The organism is Streptomyces sp. NPDC096079 (assembly GCF_040303145.1).
Classification (GTDB): Bacteria; Actinomycetota; Actinomycetes; order Streptomycetales; family Streptomycetaceae; genus Streptomyces.
Window position 1 is genome coordinate 95,770 of record NZ_JBEOST010000024.1, and the last position, 15,741, is coordinate 111,510.

Here is a 15,741-nt window from a genome sequence, read left to right on the forward strand (position 1 = left end):
CGGGTCGGCTGAGCACGAGCTGCAACCGTCCAGCGGCTTCTCGCGTCGCGTCACAGTGTGAACTCCCCCCAGACGAACCGGCGTAGGGCGGCGGGACGGCCGGGCCTGCGCCTGTGGCCCGTCGGCCTTGTGCTCGTCCTCGCGTTCCTCACCGCCATCACCGTGGCCGGCTCCGTGTTCTACTCGGGATGGCACCTACTCGGCGTGCAGGGCATCAAGACCGAGCGGCGCCTCGACTCCACGACGCTCTTCGACCTGGTGAAGCTGTCCTTCGGCGTCGTCGCCGGAGCCGGGGCGCTGGTCGCTCTCATCGTTGCCTACCGTCGCCAACGGGTTGACGAGGAAGGCGCCGTCCGCGACGCCACCCGTCTGCACAACGAGCGATTCACGACCGCCGTCTCACAACTCGGGGAGGTGTCCCCTGCCGTACGCCTGGGTGGCGTCCACGCCCTCGCCGGCCTCGCAGACGACGCTCCCTCCCCCGAGCTGCGTCAGACGTGCATCGACGTCCTGTGCGCGTATCTCCGTCTCCCCTACACCCCCGAGGGGCAACTTCCCGACGGCGATACCGCCGCCCGGCACGAGTACCTCGCCTTGCGAGAGGTCCGGCACACCATCATCCGTCTCATCCGCGACCATCTCCGCCTCGACACCGGCCACCCGCACTCCTGGCAAGGTCATGACCTCGACCTCACCAGCACCGTGTTCGACGGCAGGTATGTGAGCTTCGCGGGCGCCGTGTTCAGCGGCGGCAACATCAGCTTCACCGACACCGCGTTCGACACCGGAGGGATCGACTTCGGCGACTGCTCCTTCCGGGGCGCCAACGTCTCCTTCGAGCGCTGCGCCTTCGCCACCAGCCCGGTCAGTTTCGCCGGCGCGACGTTCAGCGGAGGGTTCGTCAGCTTCGAGGAGGCGGCCTTCGCCGGCAGCTCGGTCGACTTCGCACGCACCACGTTCAGCGGAGGAGACGTCTCGTTCGTGGGAGCAGCCTTTTCCGGAAGCGCGGTGGGCTTCGTCTCCAGCACGTTCCGCAGCGGCCGAATCGACTTCCAGGACGCCGCCTTCAGCGGCGGTCAGCTGCATTTCGGCCAGGCGCGCTTCGAGGGTGCCCTCGTCGGCCTCCTCGCACACTTCACCGACTGTCCGGTGATCTTCGAGGGTGCCACTTTCGCCGACGTCAGCGACCTCGGCCGCATGACCGCGGGCGCGCCGACCGCGTAGCTCGATCCGGACACCGGACGGAACTGCCGCACCGCGCCCTGACTCGTCCGGCGCGGGATGACGTACTCAGCCGGGCCCGTGCGCCGGAGAGCGCGCCCTCATCGCCGGGAGGGAGGCCGGACGGAACTGCCGGACCGGGAAGAAGAGCCCCTCGCGATCAGTCGGCCAGCAGGGCGGAGAGCTGGGGCGAGTACGTCGAGTGCAGTACGAGGGCGGCGCCACCCACGACGGCGGCGTCCGTACAGAGCGGGGACGCCGTGACCTCGACGACGCGGATACCGCGGGACAGCGGCCTGGTCGCCAGGGCCGAGGCGACGACGTCGACGTACCGCGACTCCACGTGCTGGATGCCGTGGCCCCCGAGCACGATGAGATCCACGTCGATGAAGTTGGCGATGCTGACGGCGACCGAGGCGACGTGCTCCGCGGCCTCGTCGACGACGGCCGCGGCGACGGGGTCGCCGGCCGCGGCGGCGAGCCGGATCGAGGCGTGGTCGACCGATGCCGGATCCCGGTCGAAGGCCTGCGTCAGCTCGCTCTCGCCGCGCGGCCGGGCGGAGAGCCGGCGGTGCACCTCGGCGACGATCGCCGAGGGATTGACCAGCCGCTCCAGGCAGCCCCTGTTGCCGCAGTAGCACTCCGGCCCGTCGGGCAGCACGGACGAGTGGCCGAACTCTCCCGCGTTCAGCGAACCACCCCTGTACACCTGGTGGTTGAGGATCAGACCGCCGCCGATGCCGGTACCGAAGAAGAAGTACGCGAAGTTCGCGACCCCCTTGCCCGCTCCGGACCAGCGCTCGCCGACCGCGGCGGCGGTGGCGTCGTTGTCGAGGGTCACCGGGAGGCCCGTGGCATCACTCAGCATCCGCTTCAGGGGTACCCGCGTCCAGTGCGCGAGTTGCGGCGGGGTGACGATGGTGCCGTGTTCCTGGTCGATCGGCCCCGGGGCCGCGAGGCCCAGGCCGAGCACCTTCTCGCGCGGCACGGCGGCCTCGTCCAGCACGTCGGCGACCAGCTCGGCCATCGCCGTCACCACGCGGGACGGGTCGTTGCTGGGCGGGGTGGGGCGCTTCCTGACCACCAGCGGGCGTCCGCCCAGGTCGACCACGGAGCAGGTCAGTTCGATGGGGTCGAAGTGCAGCCCGACCGCGCTGCCCGCCTCCGCGTTGAGCCGCAGCGTGGTGCGGGGCTTCCCACCGCTGGAGACCCGGCTGGCCCCGTCTTCCCTGACGATGCCCTCGTCGAGGAGGCGGCGCACGATGCCGGAGACCGTCTGCGGGGTGAGGCCGGTCAGCTCGGCGATCTCCACCCGGCTGATCCCGTCGGCCAGCTGGATCTGGTCGAGGACGACCGCCTGGTTGTAACGCCCCACCTTCGGGAGGTTGGTTCCTGCCTGCCGCACGCACGGTCCTCTCTGCATTACCCCTGACCAACATTCTCCTGGGCAACATTCTCCTGGGCGTTGACTAAGTAAAACAAATGGATTTAGTGTCCGGGTCACACATCCGTCACCCCGCACACGAGGCACCGCGCAGTGCCATCGGAGGCAAGGTAGATGTCCACGAAACCCCGTATTCCGGAAGGCCCGGCCGCGTGCGCTCGGCGCGGCCCGTGCAGTGCCGAGGTCGGCCCGTGACCGAGACCCCGGCCGTTCTGGAGATGCGGTCGATCACCAAGACCTTCCCCGGCGTCAGCGCGCTCACCGATGTCAGCCTGGTCGTCCGGGACGGCGAGATCCACGCGATCTGCGGGGAGAACGGCGCCGGCAAGTCCACCCTCATGAAGGTGCTGAGCGCCGTTCACCCGTACGGCAGTTACTCGGGCGAGATCGTCTACCGCGGCGAGCGGATGCGCTTCGACGACATCCGGGCCGGCGAGGATGCCGGGATCGTCATCATCCACCAGGAGCTGGCACTGGTGCCGGGCATGTCGATCACCGAGAACATCTTCCTCGGCAACGAGCCGCGCAGGCGCGGGGGCATCGACTGGAAGGCCGCCCGGAGCCGCGCGCTCGCACTGATGGAGCGGGTCGGACTCCGGGAGGACCCCGACACGCTGATCAAGGACATCGGCGTCGGCAAGCAGCAACTCGTGGAGATCGCGAAGGCGTTCGCGAAGGACGTGAAGCTGCTCATCCTCGACGAGCCGACCGCGGCCCTCAACGAGGACGATTCCCGGCACCTGCTCGACCTGCTGCGCGGCTTCCGGGAGCGGGGCGTCACCTCGATCATCATCTCGCACAAGCTGAACGAGATCGAGGCGATCGCCGACAGCATCACGATCCTGCGTGACGGCCGCACCATCGAGACGCTCGACGTCAGGGCGGACGGCGTCGACGAGGACCGGATCGTGCGCGGCATGGTCGGCCGCGAGCTGAGCAGCCGGTTCCCCGACCGCACGCCCGAGATCGGCGAGATCTTCTTCGAGGTCCGCGACTGGACGGTGCGGCACCCGAGTTCGGACGAACGGCTCGTGTGCAAGGGGTCGACCTTCCATGTCCGGCGCGGCGAGATCGTCGGCTTCGCCGGCCTCATGGGAGCCGGGCGCACGGAACTCGCGATGAGTCTGTTCGGGCGCTCCTACGGGACCTACCTGTCCGGACGGGTCTTCAAGGACGGCGAGGAGATCCGGCTGAAGTCGGTGGCGGATGCCATCCGGCACGGTCTGGCGTACGTCAGCGAGGACCGCAAGTCCGTCGGCCTCAACCTGCTGGACGACATCAAGACCTCGATCGTGGCCGCCAAGCCGTCGAAGGTCGCCGGCCGCGGGGTCATCGATCCGGTGCGCGAGTACCGCGTCGCCGAGGAGTACCGCACGAGCCTGCGGATCAAGACCCCCAGCGTCGACGAGGGTGTCGTCAAGCTGTCCGGCGGCAACCAGCAGAAGGTCGTCCTGGCGAAGTGGATGTTCACGGACCCGGACCTCCTGATCCTCGACGAGCCGACCCGCGGCATCGACGTGGGCGCCAAGTACGAGATCTACGGGATCATCCAGCGGCTCGTGAGCGAGGGGAAGGGCGTGATCGTCATCTCCTCGGAGCTGCCCGAACTCATCGGCCTGTGCGACCGCGTCTACACGGTGTTCGAAGGCGCGATCACCGGCGAGGTCCCGCGCCGCGACGCCGACCCCGAAGTGCTGATGAAGCAGATGACCGCGACGAAGAAGAGCCCGAGCTCATGAACCGAATCCAAGACCTGCGGAAGAACCTCTTCGGAGGAACCGCCTCCCACAGCCGCCAGTTCGGGATGATCTTCACCCTAGTGGCGATCGTCCTGCTGTTCCAGATCTGGACCGGCGGATTGACCCTGACGTCCGGGAACCTCATCGCGGTCGTCAGTCAGTACTCCTACATCCTCATCCTCTCCATTGGCATGCTCATGGTGATCGTGGCCGGGCACATCGACCTGTCGGTCGGCTCGGTCGCGGCGTTCACCGGCATCGTGGTCGCCAAGGCGATGGAGGCGTACGCGCTGCCGTGGCCCGTGGGCGTCGCGCTCGGCCTGCTCGTCGGCGCGTTGATCGGCGCCTGGCAGGGCTTCTGGGTCGCCTACGTGGGAGTGCCCGCCTTCATCGTCACCCTGGCCGGGATGATGCTCTTCCGCGGCGGCAACCAGTACATCGGAAACGCCGACACGGTCCCGGTCCCCGAGGGCTTCCGGGCGATCGGGGCGGGCTTCCTGCCCGAGGTCGGACCGGACACCGGGTACAACAACCTGACCCTGCTGCTCGGTCTCGCCGCCTGCGCGGGCATGGTGTGGCGCGAGGCGACGGCTCGGCGGACCCGCCGCGAGATGAACGCCGGCGTGGCTCCCCCGTGGATCACGGGCATCCGCCTCGCGGTGATGCTGGGGGTCATCGTCCTCGCGACGCTGCGCTTCGCGGGCGGCCGCATCGGCACCAGCCTGCCGGTCTCCGGCATCATCCTGATCGTCCTCGTGCTCGCGTACTCGTACTACACCCGCAACGCCATCGGCGGCCGGCACATCTACGCCGTCGGCGGCAACGCCCGCGCGGCCGAGCTGTCCGGCGTCAAGCTGAAGCGGGTCAACTTCGTCGTCATGATGAACATGTCCGTACTGGCCGCCCTGGCAGGCATGATCTTCGTGGCACGGTCCGCGGCGTCCGGCCCGCAGGACGGCCTGAGCTGGGAACTCGACGCCATCGCGGCCGTCTTCATCGGTGGCGCGGCAGTCTCCGGCGGCCTCGGCACCGTCAGCGGCTCGATCGTCGGCGGCCTGGTGATGGCGCTGCTCAACAACGGGCTCCAGCTGGAGGGCGTCGGCTCCGACATGGTCCAGATCATCAAGGGCCTCGTCCTCCTTCTCGCGGTCGCCTTCGACGTCTACAACAAGCGCCGGGGCCGCTTCTCCATCACCGGGGCGCTCCTGCGCCCCTTCCGCCGCGAGAATCCGGCCGCACCGGCGTCCGGCCCCGACAAGACGCTGGTCGCCGGCTGACCGCGCCACGCCCGCGCGGGCCGGAGCCCGCGGCGCACCGCACCACTCCCCGTAGAGGCAACACCGCACGAAAGGCTCCCGTCACCATGCGCAGAGTCACCAGCCGAAGCATCGCCGCGGTCGGCGCCGTCGCCCTGCTCGCCCTGGGCACCGCCTGCTCCAACGAACGCGAGGGCTCCACCGGCACCGCCGGCACCGAGGCCAAGGGCTTCGCGGAGGGCTCCCTCGTCGGGGTCGCCCTGCCGTCGAAGACCTCGGAGAACTGGGTGCTCGCCGGTGACCTGTTCACCGACGGCCTGAAGTCGGCGGGTTTCAAGGCCGACGTGCAGTACGCGGGTGCCTCGACCACCGTCGCGGACCAGCAGTCACAGATCTCCGCCATGGTCACCAAGGGCGCCAAGGTGATCGTCGTCGGCGCCACCGACGCCTCGCAGCTCGCCACCCAGGTGGCCCAGGCCAAGCAGGCCGGCGCGACCGTCATCGCCTACGACCGCCTCATCACCCACACCCGTGACGTCGACTACTACATCGCCTTCGACAACTTCAAGGTCGGCCGCCTGCAGGGACAGGCCCTCGTCGACGGCATGAAGGCCAGGAAGCCGAAGGGCCCGTGGACGATCGAGCTGTTCTCCGGCTCGCCCGACGACAACAACTCGAAGGTCTTCTTCGACGGCGCGATGAGTGTCCTCAAGCCCTTCGTCGACAAGGGTGACATCGTTGTCGGCTCCGGCCAGAAGGACATCAAGCAGACCGCCGTCCAGGGCTGGAAGGCCGAGAACGCCCAGCAACGCATGGACTCGCTGCTGACCTCCACGTACAACGGCGACAGGCAGCTCGACGGCGTCCTGTCGCCGAACGACACGCTCGCCCGCGCGATCCTCACCTCCGTGAAGGGCGCCGGCAAGCCGGTCCCGGTCGTCACCGGCCAGGACTCCGAGGCCGAGTCGGTGAAGTCGATCATGGCCGGAGTGCAGTACTCCACCATCAACAAGGACACGCGCAAGCTCGTCGCGGAGACCGTCAACATGATCAAGGCGCTGCAGAAGGGCGACAAACCGCAGATCAACGACACGAAGTCGTACGACAACGGCTCCAAGATCGTCCCGGCCTACCTGCTCCCGCCGGTCATCGTGACCAAGGAGAACGCGGCCGAGTCCTACGCCAACGACCCGAAGCTGGCCCCGCTCACCCAGTAGGACACCCGCCCGTGGCGTCGCGCCCCGGCGGCATCCCTCTGGGCGCGACGCCACGGCATGCCATGCGGGCGGACCAGGTGCAGCGCCGACGAACCCCGGCGCGGGATGCCCGCCCGCCCGAGGCCCGCGAGAAGAAGGGATGCGCTCGCCGTCCCGGCCACGGTGTCGACCGGGCCGGCGCTGCGCCGCCCGCCGGTTTCGCACCGACGGCCGCGGCCGCCACGGTCGCCGCCCGTGCGGGTGACCCGCGGGCCGCCGCGGCGTACGACCGTGCCGGACGCGCCCTCGCCGCCGCGATCGCCGGGACGTCCCTCAGCGGCGAACTCACCGCGGCGGGCTGACAGCGACGGCGCAGGTGGCCCGGCATCGTCGCGGTCGGCGGCGGGGAAGGCATGCCGTTGACGTGACGCCACGCGGGGGACTGAGCCCATGGCAGAGCATGTCGACGCCATCGACCGGGTCGGCACGTACGAGCCCCGACGGGCTCATCCCGCACCGCGGAAACCCGTGAACGGCCCGCCCGAGGCCACGGCCACGGGGTTGACGCCCACCCCGCTTCAGGGGCGTCTGATGGCGGGCGACCGCCCGCGGTCGTGCGAAGCCCTCTGCACCACGCCTCAGGTGCTCGCGACGGTCAGCTGTCCCCTCCAGTGCCGGGATTCGAAGAGGGGTGTGTCGGCGCCGCCGATGGGCTCGTACGACAGCTTCCGCCTGTTCTTGTCCCCGCTGTCCCAGATGGACAGCGAGGGGGCGCTCTCGACGCAGGCCAAGGGCTGCTCGCTGTCGGCGAGCTCCGCGGGCGCGGTGCGGATCCGGGCCGGATCCTGGGAGAACACCGGCGCCTTGTACACGCACCTCTCCCCCATCACGCTGATGGACACGAGACGGATGTCGCGTTTCGTCGCGCCCTCGCCGATCGTGAACTCGAAGCGGTAGGTGTCGTCCTCCCCCCGCCCGCCCCATGAGCCCCGGTAGATCTCCGGCAGCGCGCCCTCGGCGGACGGTGCCTTCATGAACGTGTCGGGCTGGTAGGCGGTCTTCCCGTCGTTGCCGTGGTCGTAGTAGCCCGTGTCGTCCTCCCACTCGTACGTTCCGTTCCACGAGGCCACGAACGCCCCGGTACCGTCCGGGGCGGAAGGGCCGTAGTCATCGGTGTTGTCCTCGCAGCGCTCCGCCTCGGACCTGGGGCTCGCGCTCTTCAGCCGACTCGTACCGAGCCTGATCGCGTCGCTCCGGGAGTCGGTGATGGTGCTGTCCCAGACACACAGCCGGTCCTTGCTGAGCAGGAGGTACTCGGCGGTGCCCTTGGCGTCGATGAGCGGGCGCGCGGTCACCCCCTCTATGCGCAGGCCGTCCTTGTCCCTCAGATCGAGAGCCGCCTCCCAGTTCCCCTGGAGCACCTTCGGAGCGGTCAGCGACGGTGATTCCGCCTGCCCGAGCCAGCCGTCCCGCCACGGGCGGAGCGCGAGCAGTCCGCCGACGGTGACGAGCACCACGACGGCTGCCACCCCCGCCACGACGGCCGGGCGACGCGGCCGGCCCGGGGGCTGCGCCGGACCGAAGGAGCCTGCCGGTTCGGCGCGTCCCGGTCCCACCGTTGGCGCTTGCGCGAGCGCGTCCCGCGGGGATGCTTCAGACGCTTGGACGGGCGGAGGTGATGCGGGAGCCGGCACGGGCTGGGGTGCGGCGGACGGACGCGCGCGGCGCGGTGCGGCGGGCGTCTGTGCGGGCTGCGGTGCCGTGGGCGTCTGCGCGGGGTGTGGCGCGGCGGGCGTCTGTGCGGGCTGCGGTGCCGCGGGCGTCTGTGCGGGCTGCGGTGCCGCGGGCGCGGGCCGGGCAGGCGTCGGTGGAGCGGGGGCCTGGCCCGGCACGAGGGCCGTGTGCGGGCGCAGCGGGTCGAAGTCCAGCAGCTGTGCGGCGTGTCGCCCCAGACGCCCCAGCAACGCGCCCGGCAGCCATTCGCCGGCGCCGTCCGTGGCGGTGCGGGCGGCGACCTGCTCCGGCGTGGGGCGTCGGGCCGGGTCCTTGCTCAGGCATTCCCGTACGAGTGGGAGGAGCGCCTCCGGCAGCCCCTCCAGGTCCGGCTCCTCCTCGGCGACCCGGAACAGCTGGGCGTGCAGCCCGTGGCCGGTCGCCCCGAAGGGCTGGCGCCCCGTGGCCGCGTAGGCGAGGACGGAGCCCAGGCAGAACACATCGGAGGCTGCGGTGACATGGAGCCCGCGCACCTGCTCCGGAGACATGAAGCCCGGCGAGCCGATCACCATGCCGGTGCGGGTCTGCAGGCTGTCCCCGCTGATGCTGTCCAGCGCCCGGGCGATGCCGAAGTCGATGACCCGGGGCCCGTCCACGGTGACCAGGACGTTCGACGGCTTGAGGTCGCGGTGGACGAGGCCCGCCTCGTGGACGGCCCGCAGGGCGAGCGCGAGCCGGTTGGCCAGGACGCGCACCGACTGCTCGGGCAAGGGCCCGTGCTGCTCGGCCACGACGGCGTGCAGATCGGGTCCGGGAATGTACTGCGTCGCGACCCAGGGCGTCTCCGCGTCCGTGTCCGCGTCGAGCACGGCCGCGGTCCAGAGCCCACCGACCCGCTTCGCCGCGGTGACCTCGCGGGCGAACCGCGAGCGGAATTCGGCGTGTTGGGCGAACTCGGTCTGCACGACCTTGACCGCGACCGTGCGCCCGCCTTCGGAGCGGGCGAGGTAGACGCGGCCCATGCCGCCGGCGCCTAAGCGGGCGATGAGGCGGTAGGGGCCTATGCGCGGCGGGTCTTCGGCGGTCAACTGATCCACGAGGAAGGAGGGTAGCCCAACCGCCCCGCAGCGATGGGCCGGACGGTTTCGATCGGCGACCGATCCTCCCGTCGACGCTCACCTGGTGCCCGCTACGGCGGCGAGGCGGGGCCACCCGGGGCCGTGGCGGCGCTGCGCCGGGCGAGCAGATCGGTCATCAGGGCGAGCGGGGGCCACGCGAGGCGGCCCTGGCGTGCGACGGCGTGGGCCCGGAGCACGACCTGGGGGTCCACAAGCGGAAGCAGGCGGACCGCGGGGAAGGTGGGTGTGCCGATCGGCAGCAGTCCCACGCCGAGCCCGGCGGTGATCATGCCCTGGACGAGGTCGAGGCTGTCCGCCCGGTGGGTGACGCGGGGTGTGAACCCTGCCATCGAGGCGAGGGTGCGGATGGCCGTCTCGTCCGCGGTGTGACGCGAGTTGACGATCCAGTCCTGGTCGCGAAAGCGGGCGAAGACCTCCGGGCTCACCGCCGTGTCGGGCACGTCGGCGCCTGCCGGGACGCCGAGACCCCACGGCGCCGTCCACAGGGCGGTGGCGTGCACCGAGGGGTCGGGGACCGCCGGGGCGAGGTTGTAGTCGTAGGTGAGCGCGAGGTCCGTCTCGTCCGCGGCCAGCAGGGCCAGGGCCTCGGGGGGCTCGTGCTCGCGGACCAGGACGTGCAGCCGGGCATGGCTGGTGGCCAGCTCGGTGACCAGAGGCAGGAGGTGGAGGCGGATGGCGGTGGCGAATCCGGCCACGCGCAGGGTTCCGTTCGGCTCCGCACCGGGGGCCAGGTCCAGTCGGGCGGTGTCCACGGCCGCGAGAATCACCGCGGCGTGCTCGGCCAGGCGGCGGCCCGCCGGGGTGAGCCTGACCCGCCGCCCGTCCGGCTCGATCAGGTCCACGCCCATCTCCCGGGCCAGGACGCCGAGCTGCTGCGAGACGGTCGAGGTGGTGGTGCCCACCGCGTCCGCCACCTCGCGCATCGACCCGAGCCGGGACAGTTCCCTCAGCAGACGCAGGCGCCGTGTCTCCATGGCCTCATTGTCCAGGATCATCGAAGGGAATGTTCATGATCGGCACGTGGACACGAACGGTGTAGGGGGCATTCACTGGGCCCATGCGTTCGCCGAAGCCTTCACCCCGACCGCGCCCGAGCGATACCCGGACGGGGTTCCTCATGGCGGTCACGTCCATGTCCACCGTCCAGCTCGGTTCGGCACTCACCGTTCCCCTGTTCGGCCAGCTCGGCGCGTCGGGCACGGCGGGACTGCGTCTGGGGTGGGCCGGCGTGCTTCTGCTCGTTCTCGTCCGGCCCCGGCGCCGCGACTTCAGCCGACAGGACCTGGTCGCCTGCGGCGTGCTCGGCGCGGCGACCGCGGGCATGATGCTCTTCTTCATGCTGGCCCTCTCCCGCCTGCCGCTGGGCACCGCGAGCGCCCTGGAGTTCCTCGGTCCGCTGGCGGTGTCCCTGTACGGGCCCGGGCGCGGCCGCACGGTGTGGACGGCGGCGGCAGCGATCGGCGTGGTGCTGCTGACCGAGCCCTGGCGCGGTGCTCTCGATCCGCTGGGCGTGGCATTCGCGCTGGCTGCCGCGGCCTGCTGGGCGGCGTACATCCTGCTGACCCAGCGCGTCGGCGACCGTGTCACCGGCCTGAAGGGGCTGGCCGTGTCGATGCCCGTCGCCGGAGTCCTGGGCATGCTCATCGCCGCACCCGCCCTTTCGACCCGCGTCACGTGGCCGGCCCTCTGGGTGATGCTCGCCCTGGCCGCCCTGAGCCCGGTCCTGCCCTTCGTCCTCGAGTTCCTCGCCCTGCGCCGCCTGACCACCTCGGCCTTCGGCACCCTGATGAGCCTGGAACCGGCCATCGCCATGCTCGTCGGTCTCTTCGTGCTCGGTCAGGAGCCCGGCCTGGCGTCGGCCACCGGCGTCGTCTTCGTGGTCGTCGCCGGCATCGGAGCCACCCGCACCGGCGCCCGCCCCACGGCGACACCGGCGGCCACGGCGCCGCACGGGACGCGGACCCCCGTCCAGGAAGCGTCCTGACCGGAGTGCTTCGGCCCGCCGCAGTACGGCGCCCGCAACAGCCGGGGGCAGGGACGGCCACCACGACCGAAGACCGTGCATCCGGCGGAGCCAGTGCCGGGGAAGCGAGGAACAGGAAGGTGTAGGTGATCCCAAAGGTGCAGGTGATCCCATGAGCCAGGCCCAGCCACGGCACGATCCGGCCGAGTCCGTCTGGGACTATCCCCGGCCTCCCCGTGTCGTTCCCGACGCCCGTCGGGTCGTCGTCCGCCATGGGGGAGTCGTCCTCGCCGACTCCCGCCGGTGCGTCCGCGTCCTGGAGACGAGTCATCCGCCTGTCTTCTACGTGCCGTGGCAGGACGTCCGCACGGACCTGCTCACGCCCTCGGCCACGCTCACGCACTGCGAGTGGAAGGGGGTCGCGTCGTACTGGACCCTGACGGGCCCCGGGAGGACCGTGGAGGACGTGGCCTGGAGTTACGAGGAGCCCGAAGCCGCCTATGCCGCGCTCTCCGGCCGCCTGGCCTTCTACCCCGGTCGGGTCGACAGCTGCACCGTGGACGGAGAGCGCGTGCGGCCACAGCCCGGTGGCTTCTACGGAGGCTGGATCACCGAGGAGATCGTCGGCCCGTTCAAGGGACCGCACGGCAGCGACGGCTGGTGAGCCCGCGCCGCGCGCCCTCAGGGTCTCCACCGCCCCGCGGCCGGGGCGTCGCCGCCGTGCCCGCACGAGTCACCGGCCGGCCGCCACGAGGAGCGGGACGAGCGTGCGGCCCTGCAAGACCTGCCGGTACGCCCCGCGCCGCTCGGCGTGAACACTGCGGCGGGCCCTGCACAGCGCCCCGGCCGGCACCCGGCACGTCGGGCAGGGGACACCGAACGCGCCGTGCCGGTAGAGACGCTGCGTCTCGTACGCGGCGTCCAGGACCGCGTCGGCGATCCGGTCTCCGACGGACGCCGCACGGCGCGGCGTGAGGGTCGTGGTCATGGCAGGACGATCTCCAGGGTTCAGCGGGGTGCGGCGCAGACCCGTCGTCCCGGGGCTCCGTCCCGCCGCCGTTCGCCCGTCGGCGCAGGCGGGAGCCCCGGTCACGACCGGACCGCGATGAGTTCCGTTCTACGGGGTGGGTCTGACATTGATGCGCGTGGCGGGTTCCGGTGGTCGTGGATCCCCGCAGCGGCACATGACATGACAGTCCGGGTTCACACTCCCCTCGCGGATCGCCCGGCCGGGGAGTTCGGAGTGCGTCACCCACACGGCAGCGCGGAGCATGCGACGGCGTCGGGGTCGTGATGGCATCGGCGTAGGTGGGGCCACCGGCCACCGCCACTCCCGCCGGCCGCCCCTGGAGGCGCCACCATGGCAGCTGAAGAGCCTGGCTCGTGCCCGTACTGCAAGGAACAGATCGACCCCGAGGCCACCCGGTGTCCGTCGTGCGGTTCGCGGATCACACCGACCGGACCCGGCCACGGCGGAACGTGCCCGTACTGCAAGGAAGCCATCCATCCCGAAGCCGTCGTGTGCAAGCACTGCCGTTCGGGCCTCCGCCCGGGAGGCGGCGCCCATGGGGCAGGTCCCGGTGGGTGCACCTGCTCCGGTCGGCACGGCGGCCCGCTCGCGACGGCCCTCCCCCGGTCCGCCGGTGATCCGCCGTTCGACCTCGCCGGCCTCATGGGCGGCTTCGCCGAGGCGGGCGGTCCCGCCCCCGGCGGTCCCGCCCCCGGCGGTCCGTCCACCGGCGCGGCCGCCCGCGCGCCCCAGTGCACCACGTGGTGCCGGGGTTCCACGCTCATGTGCGCCTGTCCGGTGCACATCCCGGGCTTCGGGACCGGGATCCTCATCTACGCCTGCGGCACCTGCATCAACGACCCGGTCCTCACCGCCGCGTCGTCGCCCGGCCCGCAGGGCCGCCCCTCAGGCGGCTGCTGCTGAGCAACCGTCCACACACGGAAGGGAGATGTCCCATGGGTGACGCCGAATCCCTGCTGAGTCCCGCAGAAGCCCTGGTGCGCGGCGGGCGCGCCGTCGTCTCCGCCGACGACGGCACCGTCGTCGGCCTGGTCCTCGACACCCTGGCGAAGGGCCGGACCGCCACGTTCTACGTGAGCCCCGCCCAGGCCCAGGCCGTCATGCGCCTGTACTGGACGCCCAGGCGGATCAAGGAGATCGGGTACGAGCGGGTGTCCCAGGAGGAGCGCGACAAGATCGAATCCGAGCTCGACGTGAGGGACATGGGCCCGTGGTTCTCGAACCGCGTGGAGTGTCCGTGCGGCGGCGTCTACGGGGCCTTCGAATTCATCGAGCAGGGGCTGCGCCGGCACGGGCGCGAGTGGGTGGGCGCCGTCCTGGAGCTGCAGGGGGCCGCGGTCCTGCGGATCAATCCCGTCCAGGACGCGTTCTGCCCCCGCTGCGACCTGGTCCTGGCCACCGGGCACTGGTACGGCATGTACGACCTCAGGGGAACGCTCATCTACGGGTGTTGCCGAGGCGAGATCCCCATCCTCACGTGAGGACCTGACCCGCCCGGCTCGGTGAACGATCCGGGCATCACCGGCCACGCACCACGCACCCTTCCCCTTTACGGCGAGTGCACCCGCGTGATCCACTCCACCCTGTCGTGAACACATCCGCCGCATCCGGCGGAGGCAACAGGGGGAGCACACCCGTGCGCACCACAACGGGGCCGTCCGCCCAGCAGCAGTCCGTGGAACCGTGCCCCGAGTGCGGAGCCGACGTCCCGGTCGACGAGCGGTTCGTCCGCTGGTGCGCCGCCTGCGACTGGAACGTCGACCCGCACCCGCCCGAGCCGCCGAAGGGCCGCATCGAGGAGACAAGGCGCGCCCTGGCCCGCCGGCACGGCGAACGCCTCCTCGCCGAGATGACGGACGCCGGCGAGCCGCCGCGTCCCCGCCGGGACCCCTCCGCCCTCCTCGCGTACGGACTCGCGCTCGCCGTCCACGGGCTCACCGTCGCTGTCCTCGTGGCCGGAGTCTGGCTGACCGTGGCGGGACCGGCACCCGGTGGGAAGGTCGTGGGCGTGCTCCTGCTCCTGATCGCCTGGTCCCTGCGGCCCCGGCGGCGCAAGCTGCCCGAGGACGCCCACCTCCTGCACCGGCCGGACGCGCCCGAGCTGTACGCACTCGTCGACCAGGTCGCCGCGACCGTCGGGACCCGGAGCGTGGACGTGATCGCCGTCGACGCCGACGTGAACGCGAGCGTGACCACGTACGGCATCCGCGGCCGGCGGCTGCTGACGCTGGGCCTGCCCCTGTGGGAGTCGCTCACCCCTCAGGAGCGGATCGCGCTGCTCGGCCACGAGCTCGGCCACTACTCCCACGGCGACGTCCGCCAGGGGCGTGTCCTCACGTCCGCCTATCGGTCGCTGTCCCTGTGGGCCTACTACACGGCCCCCACGGCCGATCCCACCCTCGTGGAGATGGCGGTCAACCTCTTCTACCTGGTCCCCCGCACGCTGGTCAACGGCCTGACCCTGCTGCTCGACCAGCTCACCCTGCGCGCCACCCAGCGCGCCGAGTACCTCGCCGACGCGGCGGCCGCCCGGACCGCCTCCACCGAGGCGGCCGTCGGTCTGATGGACCGGCTCCTCGTGGGCTCCGCGGCGCACACGGTCCTGCGGCGCGAGGTCAACCGGGCCGCGACCCGGACGACGGCCCACCGCTCCGGCCCCCGCCGCGCCGCGGAAGAGCGGCCGGAGCGCCTCTGGGAGGCGGTCGCCGCGCATGTGGCGTCCATACCCGAGTCCGAGTACGCCCGCCGGCGGCGCGCGGGGGCGATCCGCGGGCACGCCGTCGACGCCACCCACCCGCCGACCCATCTCCGCCGCGCGGCCCTGCTCGCCGGGCCCGCGAGCCCGGCCGCGGTGACGGCCGACGCGGCCCGCACGCACCGGCTCGACGCCGAACTCGCCCCTCTCCGCACGGCCGTGGCCCAAGGGGTGATCAGGGACGTCGTCCGCTAGGGGGTGTTTCGAAAGTCCTGTGCGGTGCCCGCGGTGTCCGGTGCGTGCCCTCGGCGTGCCGGACGAAGGCCCTCGTAGCGGAGCTACTCG

At 71.5% G+C, this 15,741-nt stretch carries 13 protein-coding genes and 1 pseudogene; 10 read left to right on the plus strand and 4 right to left on the minus strand.

Features of this window, described 5'->3' with window-relative positions; translation table 11 throughout:
- The first annotated feature begins 57 nt into the window (after positions 1 to 57).
- A complete protein-coding gene (locus ABTY59_RS32655; RefSeq protein ID WP_352022716.1) occupies positions 58 to 1,224 on the plus strand; it encodes a pentapeptide repeat-containing protein in 1,167 nt (388 codons plus the stop codon).
- A 157-nt stretch (positions 1,225 to 1,381) separates the two neighbouring features.
- On the opposite strand, the gene ABTY59_RS32660 is transcribed toward ABTY59_RS32655, so the two are convergent.
- Entirely contained in the window at positions 1,382 to 2,626 is a 1,245-nt protein-coding gene (locus ABTY59_RS32660) for an ROK family transcriptional regulator (protein ID WP_352022717.1), read from the minus strand.
- Positions 2,627 to 2,913: 287 nt separating this feature from the next.
- On the opposite strand from ABTY59_RS32660, the pseudogene mmsA reads away from it, so the two are divergent.
- The 4 genes and pseudogenes from mmsA to ABTY59_RS32680 form a co-directional block, all read left to right on the plus strand.
- Positions 2,914 to 4,404 (plus strand): annotated as a pseudogene (gene mmsA, locus ABTY59_RS32665) (multiple monosaccharide ABC transporter ATP-binding protein); the annotation flags it as partial.
- Positions 4,401 to 5,681 carry a multiple monosaccharide ABC transporter permease gene (gene mmsB, locus ABTY59_RS32670; protein WP_352022718.1) on the plus strand — a complete coding sequence of 427 codons (1,281 nt, stop codon included), beginning with the start codon at positions 4,401 to 4,403 and terminating at the stop codon, positions 5,679 to 5,681. The pseudogene mmsA and the gene mmsB, both read left to right, overlap by 4 nt.
- 86 nt (positions 5,682 to 5,767) lie before the next feature.
- The gene (locus tag ABTY59_RS32675; protein WP_352022719.1) at positions 5,768 to 6,877 is read left to right on the plus strand and encodes a substrate-binding domain-containing protein; all 1,110 of its coding nucleotides are present in this window, start codon (positions 5,768 to 5,770) and stop codon (positions 6,875 to 6,877) included.
- Between the two features lie 11 nt (positions 6,878 to 6,888).
- Positions 6,889 to 7,218 carry a hypothetical protein gene (locus tag ABTY59_RS32680; protein ID WP_352022720.1) on the plus strand — a complete coding sequence of 110 codons (330 nt, stop codon included), beginning with the start codon at positions 6,889 to 6,891 and terminating at the stop codon, positions 7,216 to 7,218.
- A gap of 276 nt (positions 7,219 to 7,494) precedes the next feature.
- Here the strand turns inward: ABTY59_RS32680 and ABTY59_RS32685 are convergent, their stop codons facing one another.
- Positions 7,495 to 9,666, minus strand: coding sequence for a serine/threonine-protein kinase (locus ABTY59_RS32685; protein WP_352022721.1), 2,172 nt, complete (start codon positions 9,664 to 9,666; stop codon positions 7,495 to 7,497).
- 92 nt (positions 9,667 to 9,758) lie between these two features.
- Positions 9,759 to 10,703 carry a LysR family transcriptional regulator gene (locus ABTY59_RS32690; protein ID WP_352022722.1) on the minus strand — a complete coding sequence of 315 codons (945 nt, stop codon included), beginning with the start codon at positions 10,701 to 10,703 and terminating at the stop codon, positions 9,759 to 9,761.
- Positions 10,704 to 10,825: 122 nt separating this feature from the next.
- Here ABTY59_RS32690 and ABTY59_RS32695 point away from each other — a divergent pair, with 122 nt between their 5' ends.
- Together ABTY59_RS32695 and ABTY59_RS32700 are read left to right on the plus strand one after the other, a co-directional pair.
- Positions 10,826 to 11,692 carry an EamA family transporter gene (locus ABTY59_RS32695; protein WP_352022723.1) on the plus strand — a complete coding sequence of 289 codons (867 nt, stop codon included), beginning with the start codon at positions 10,826 to 10,828 and terminating at the stop codon, positions 11,690 to 11,692.
- A gap of 151 nt (positions 11,693 to 11,843) precedes the next feature.
- Positions 11,844 to 12,335, plus strand: coding sequence for a DUF427 domain-containing protein (locus ABTY59_RS32700; RefSeq protein WP_352022724.1), 492 nt, complete (start codon positions 11,844 to 11,846; stop codon positions 12,333 to 12,335).
- Between the two features lie 69 nt (positions 12,336 to 12,404).
- Here the strand turns inward: ABTY59_RS32700 and ABTY59_RS32705 are convergent, their stop codons facing one another.
- Positions 12,405 to 12,659, minus strand: a complete 255-nt coding sequence (locus ABTY59_RS32705; RefSeq protein ID WP_352022725.1) for a zinc finger domain-containing protein — start codon at positions 12,657 to 12,659, stop codon at positions 12,405 to 12,407.
- Positions 12,660 to 13,031: 372 nt separating this feature from the next.
- On the opposite strand from ABTY59_RS32705, the gene ABTY59_RS37715 reads away from it, so the two are divergent.
- From ABTY59_RS37715 to ABTY59_RS32725, 3 genes are all read left to right on the plus strand, one after another.
- Positions 13,032 to 13,604 carry a double zinc ribbon domain-containing protein gene (locus ABTY59_RS37715; RefSeq protein ID WP_502995454.1) on the plus strand — a complete coding sequence of 191 codons (573 nt, stop codon included), beginning with the start codon at positions 13,032 to 13,034 and terminating at the stop codon, positions 13,602 to 13,604.
- Between the two features lie 32 nt (positions 13,605 to 13,636).
- Positions 13,637 to 14,182, plus strand: coding sequence for a hypothetical protein (locus ABTY59_RS32720; protein WP_352022726.1), 546 nt, complete (start codon positions 13,637 to 13,639; stop codon positions 14,180 to 14,182).
- 155 nt (positions 14,183 to 14,337) lie between these two features.
- Positions 14,338 to 15,651: a M48 family metallopeptidase gene (locus ABTY59_RS32725; protein ID WP_352022727.1), complete on the plus strand. Its 1,314-nt coding sequence runs from the start codon at positions 14,338 to 14,340 to the stop codon at positions 15,649 to 15,651.
- Positions 15,652 to 15,741 lie beyond the last annotated feature (90 nt).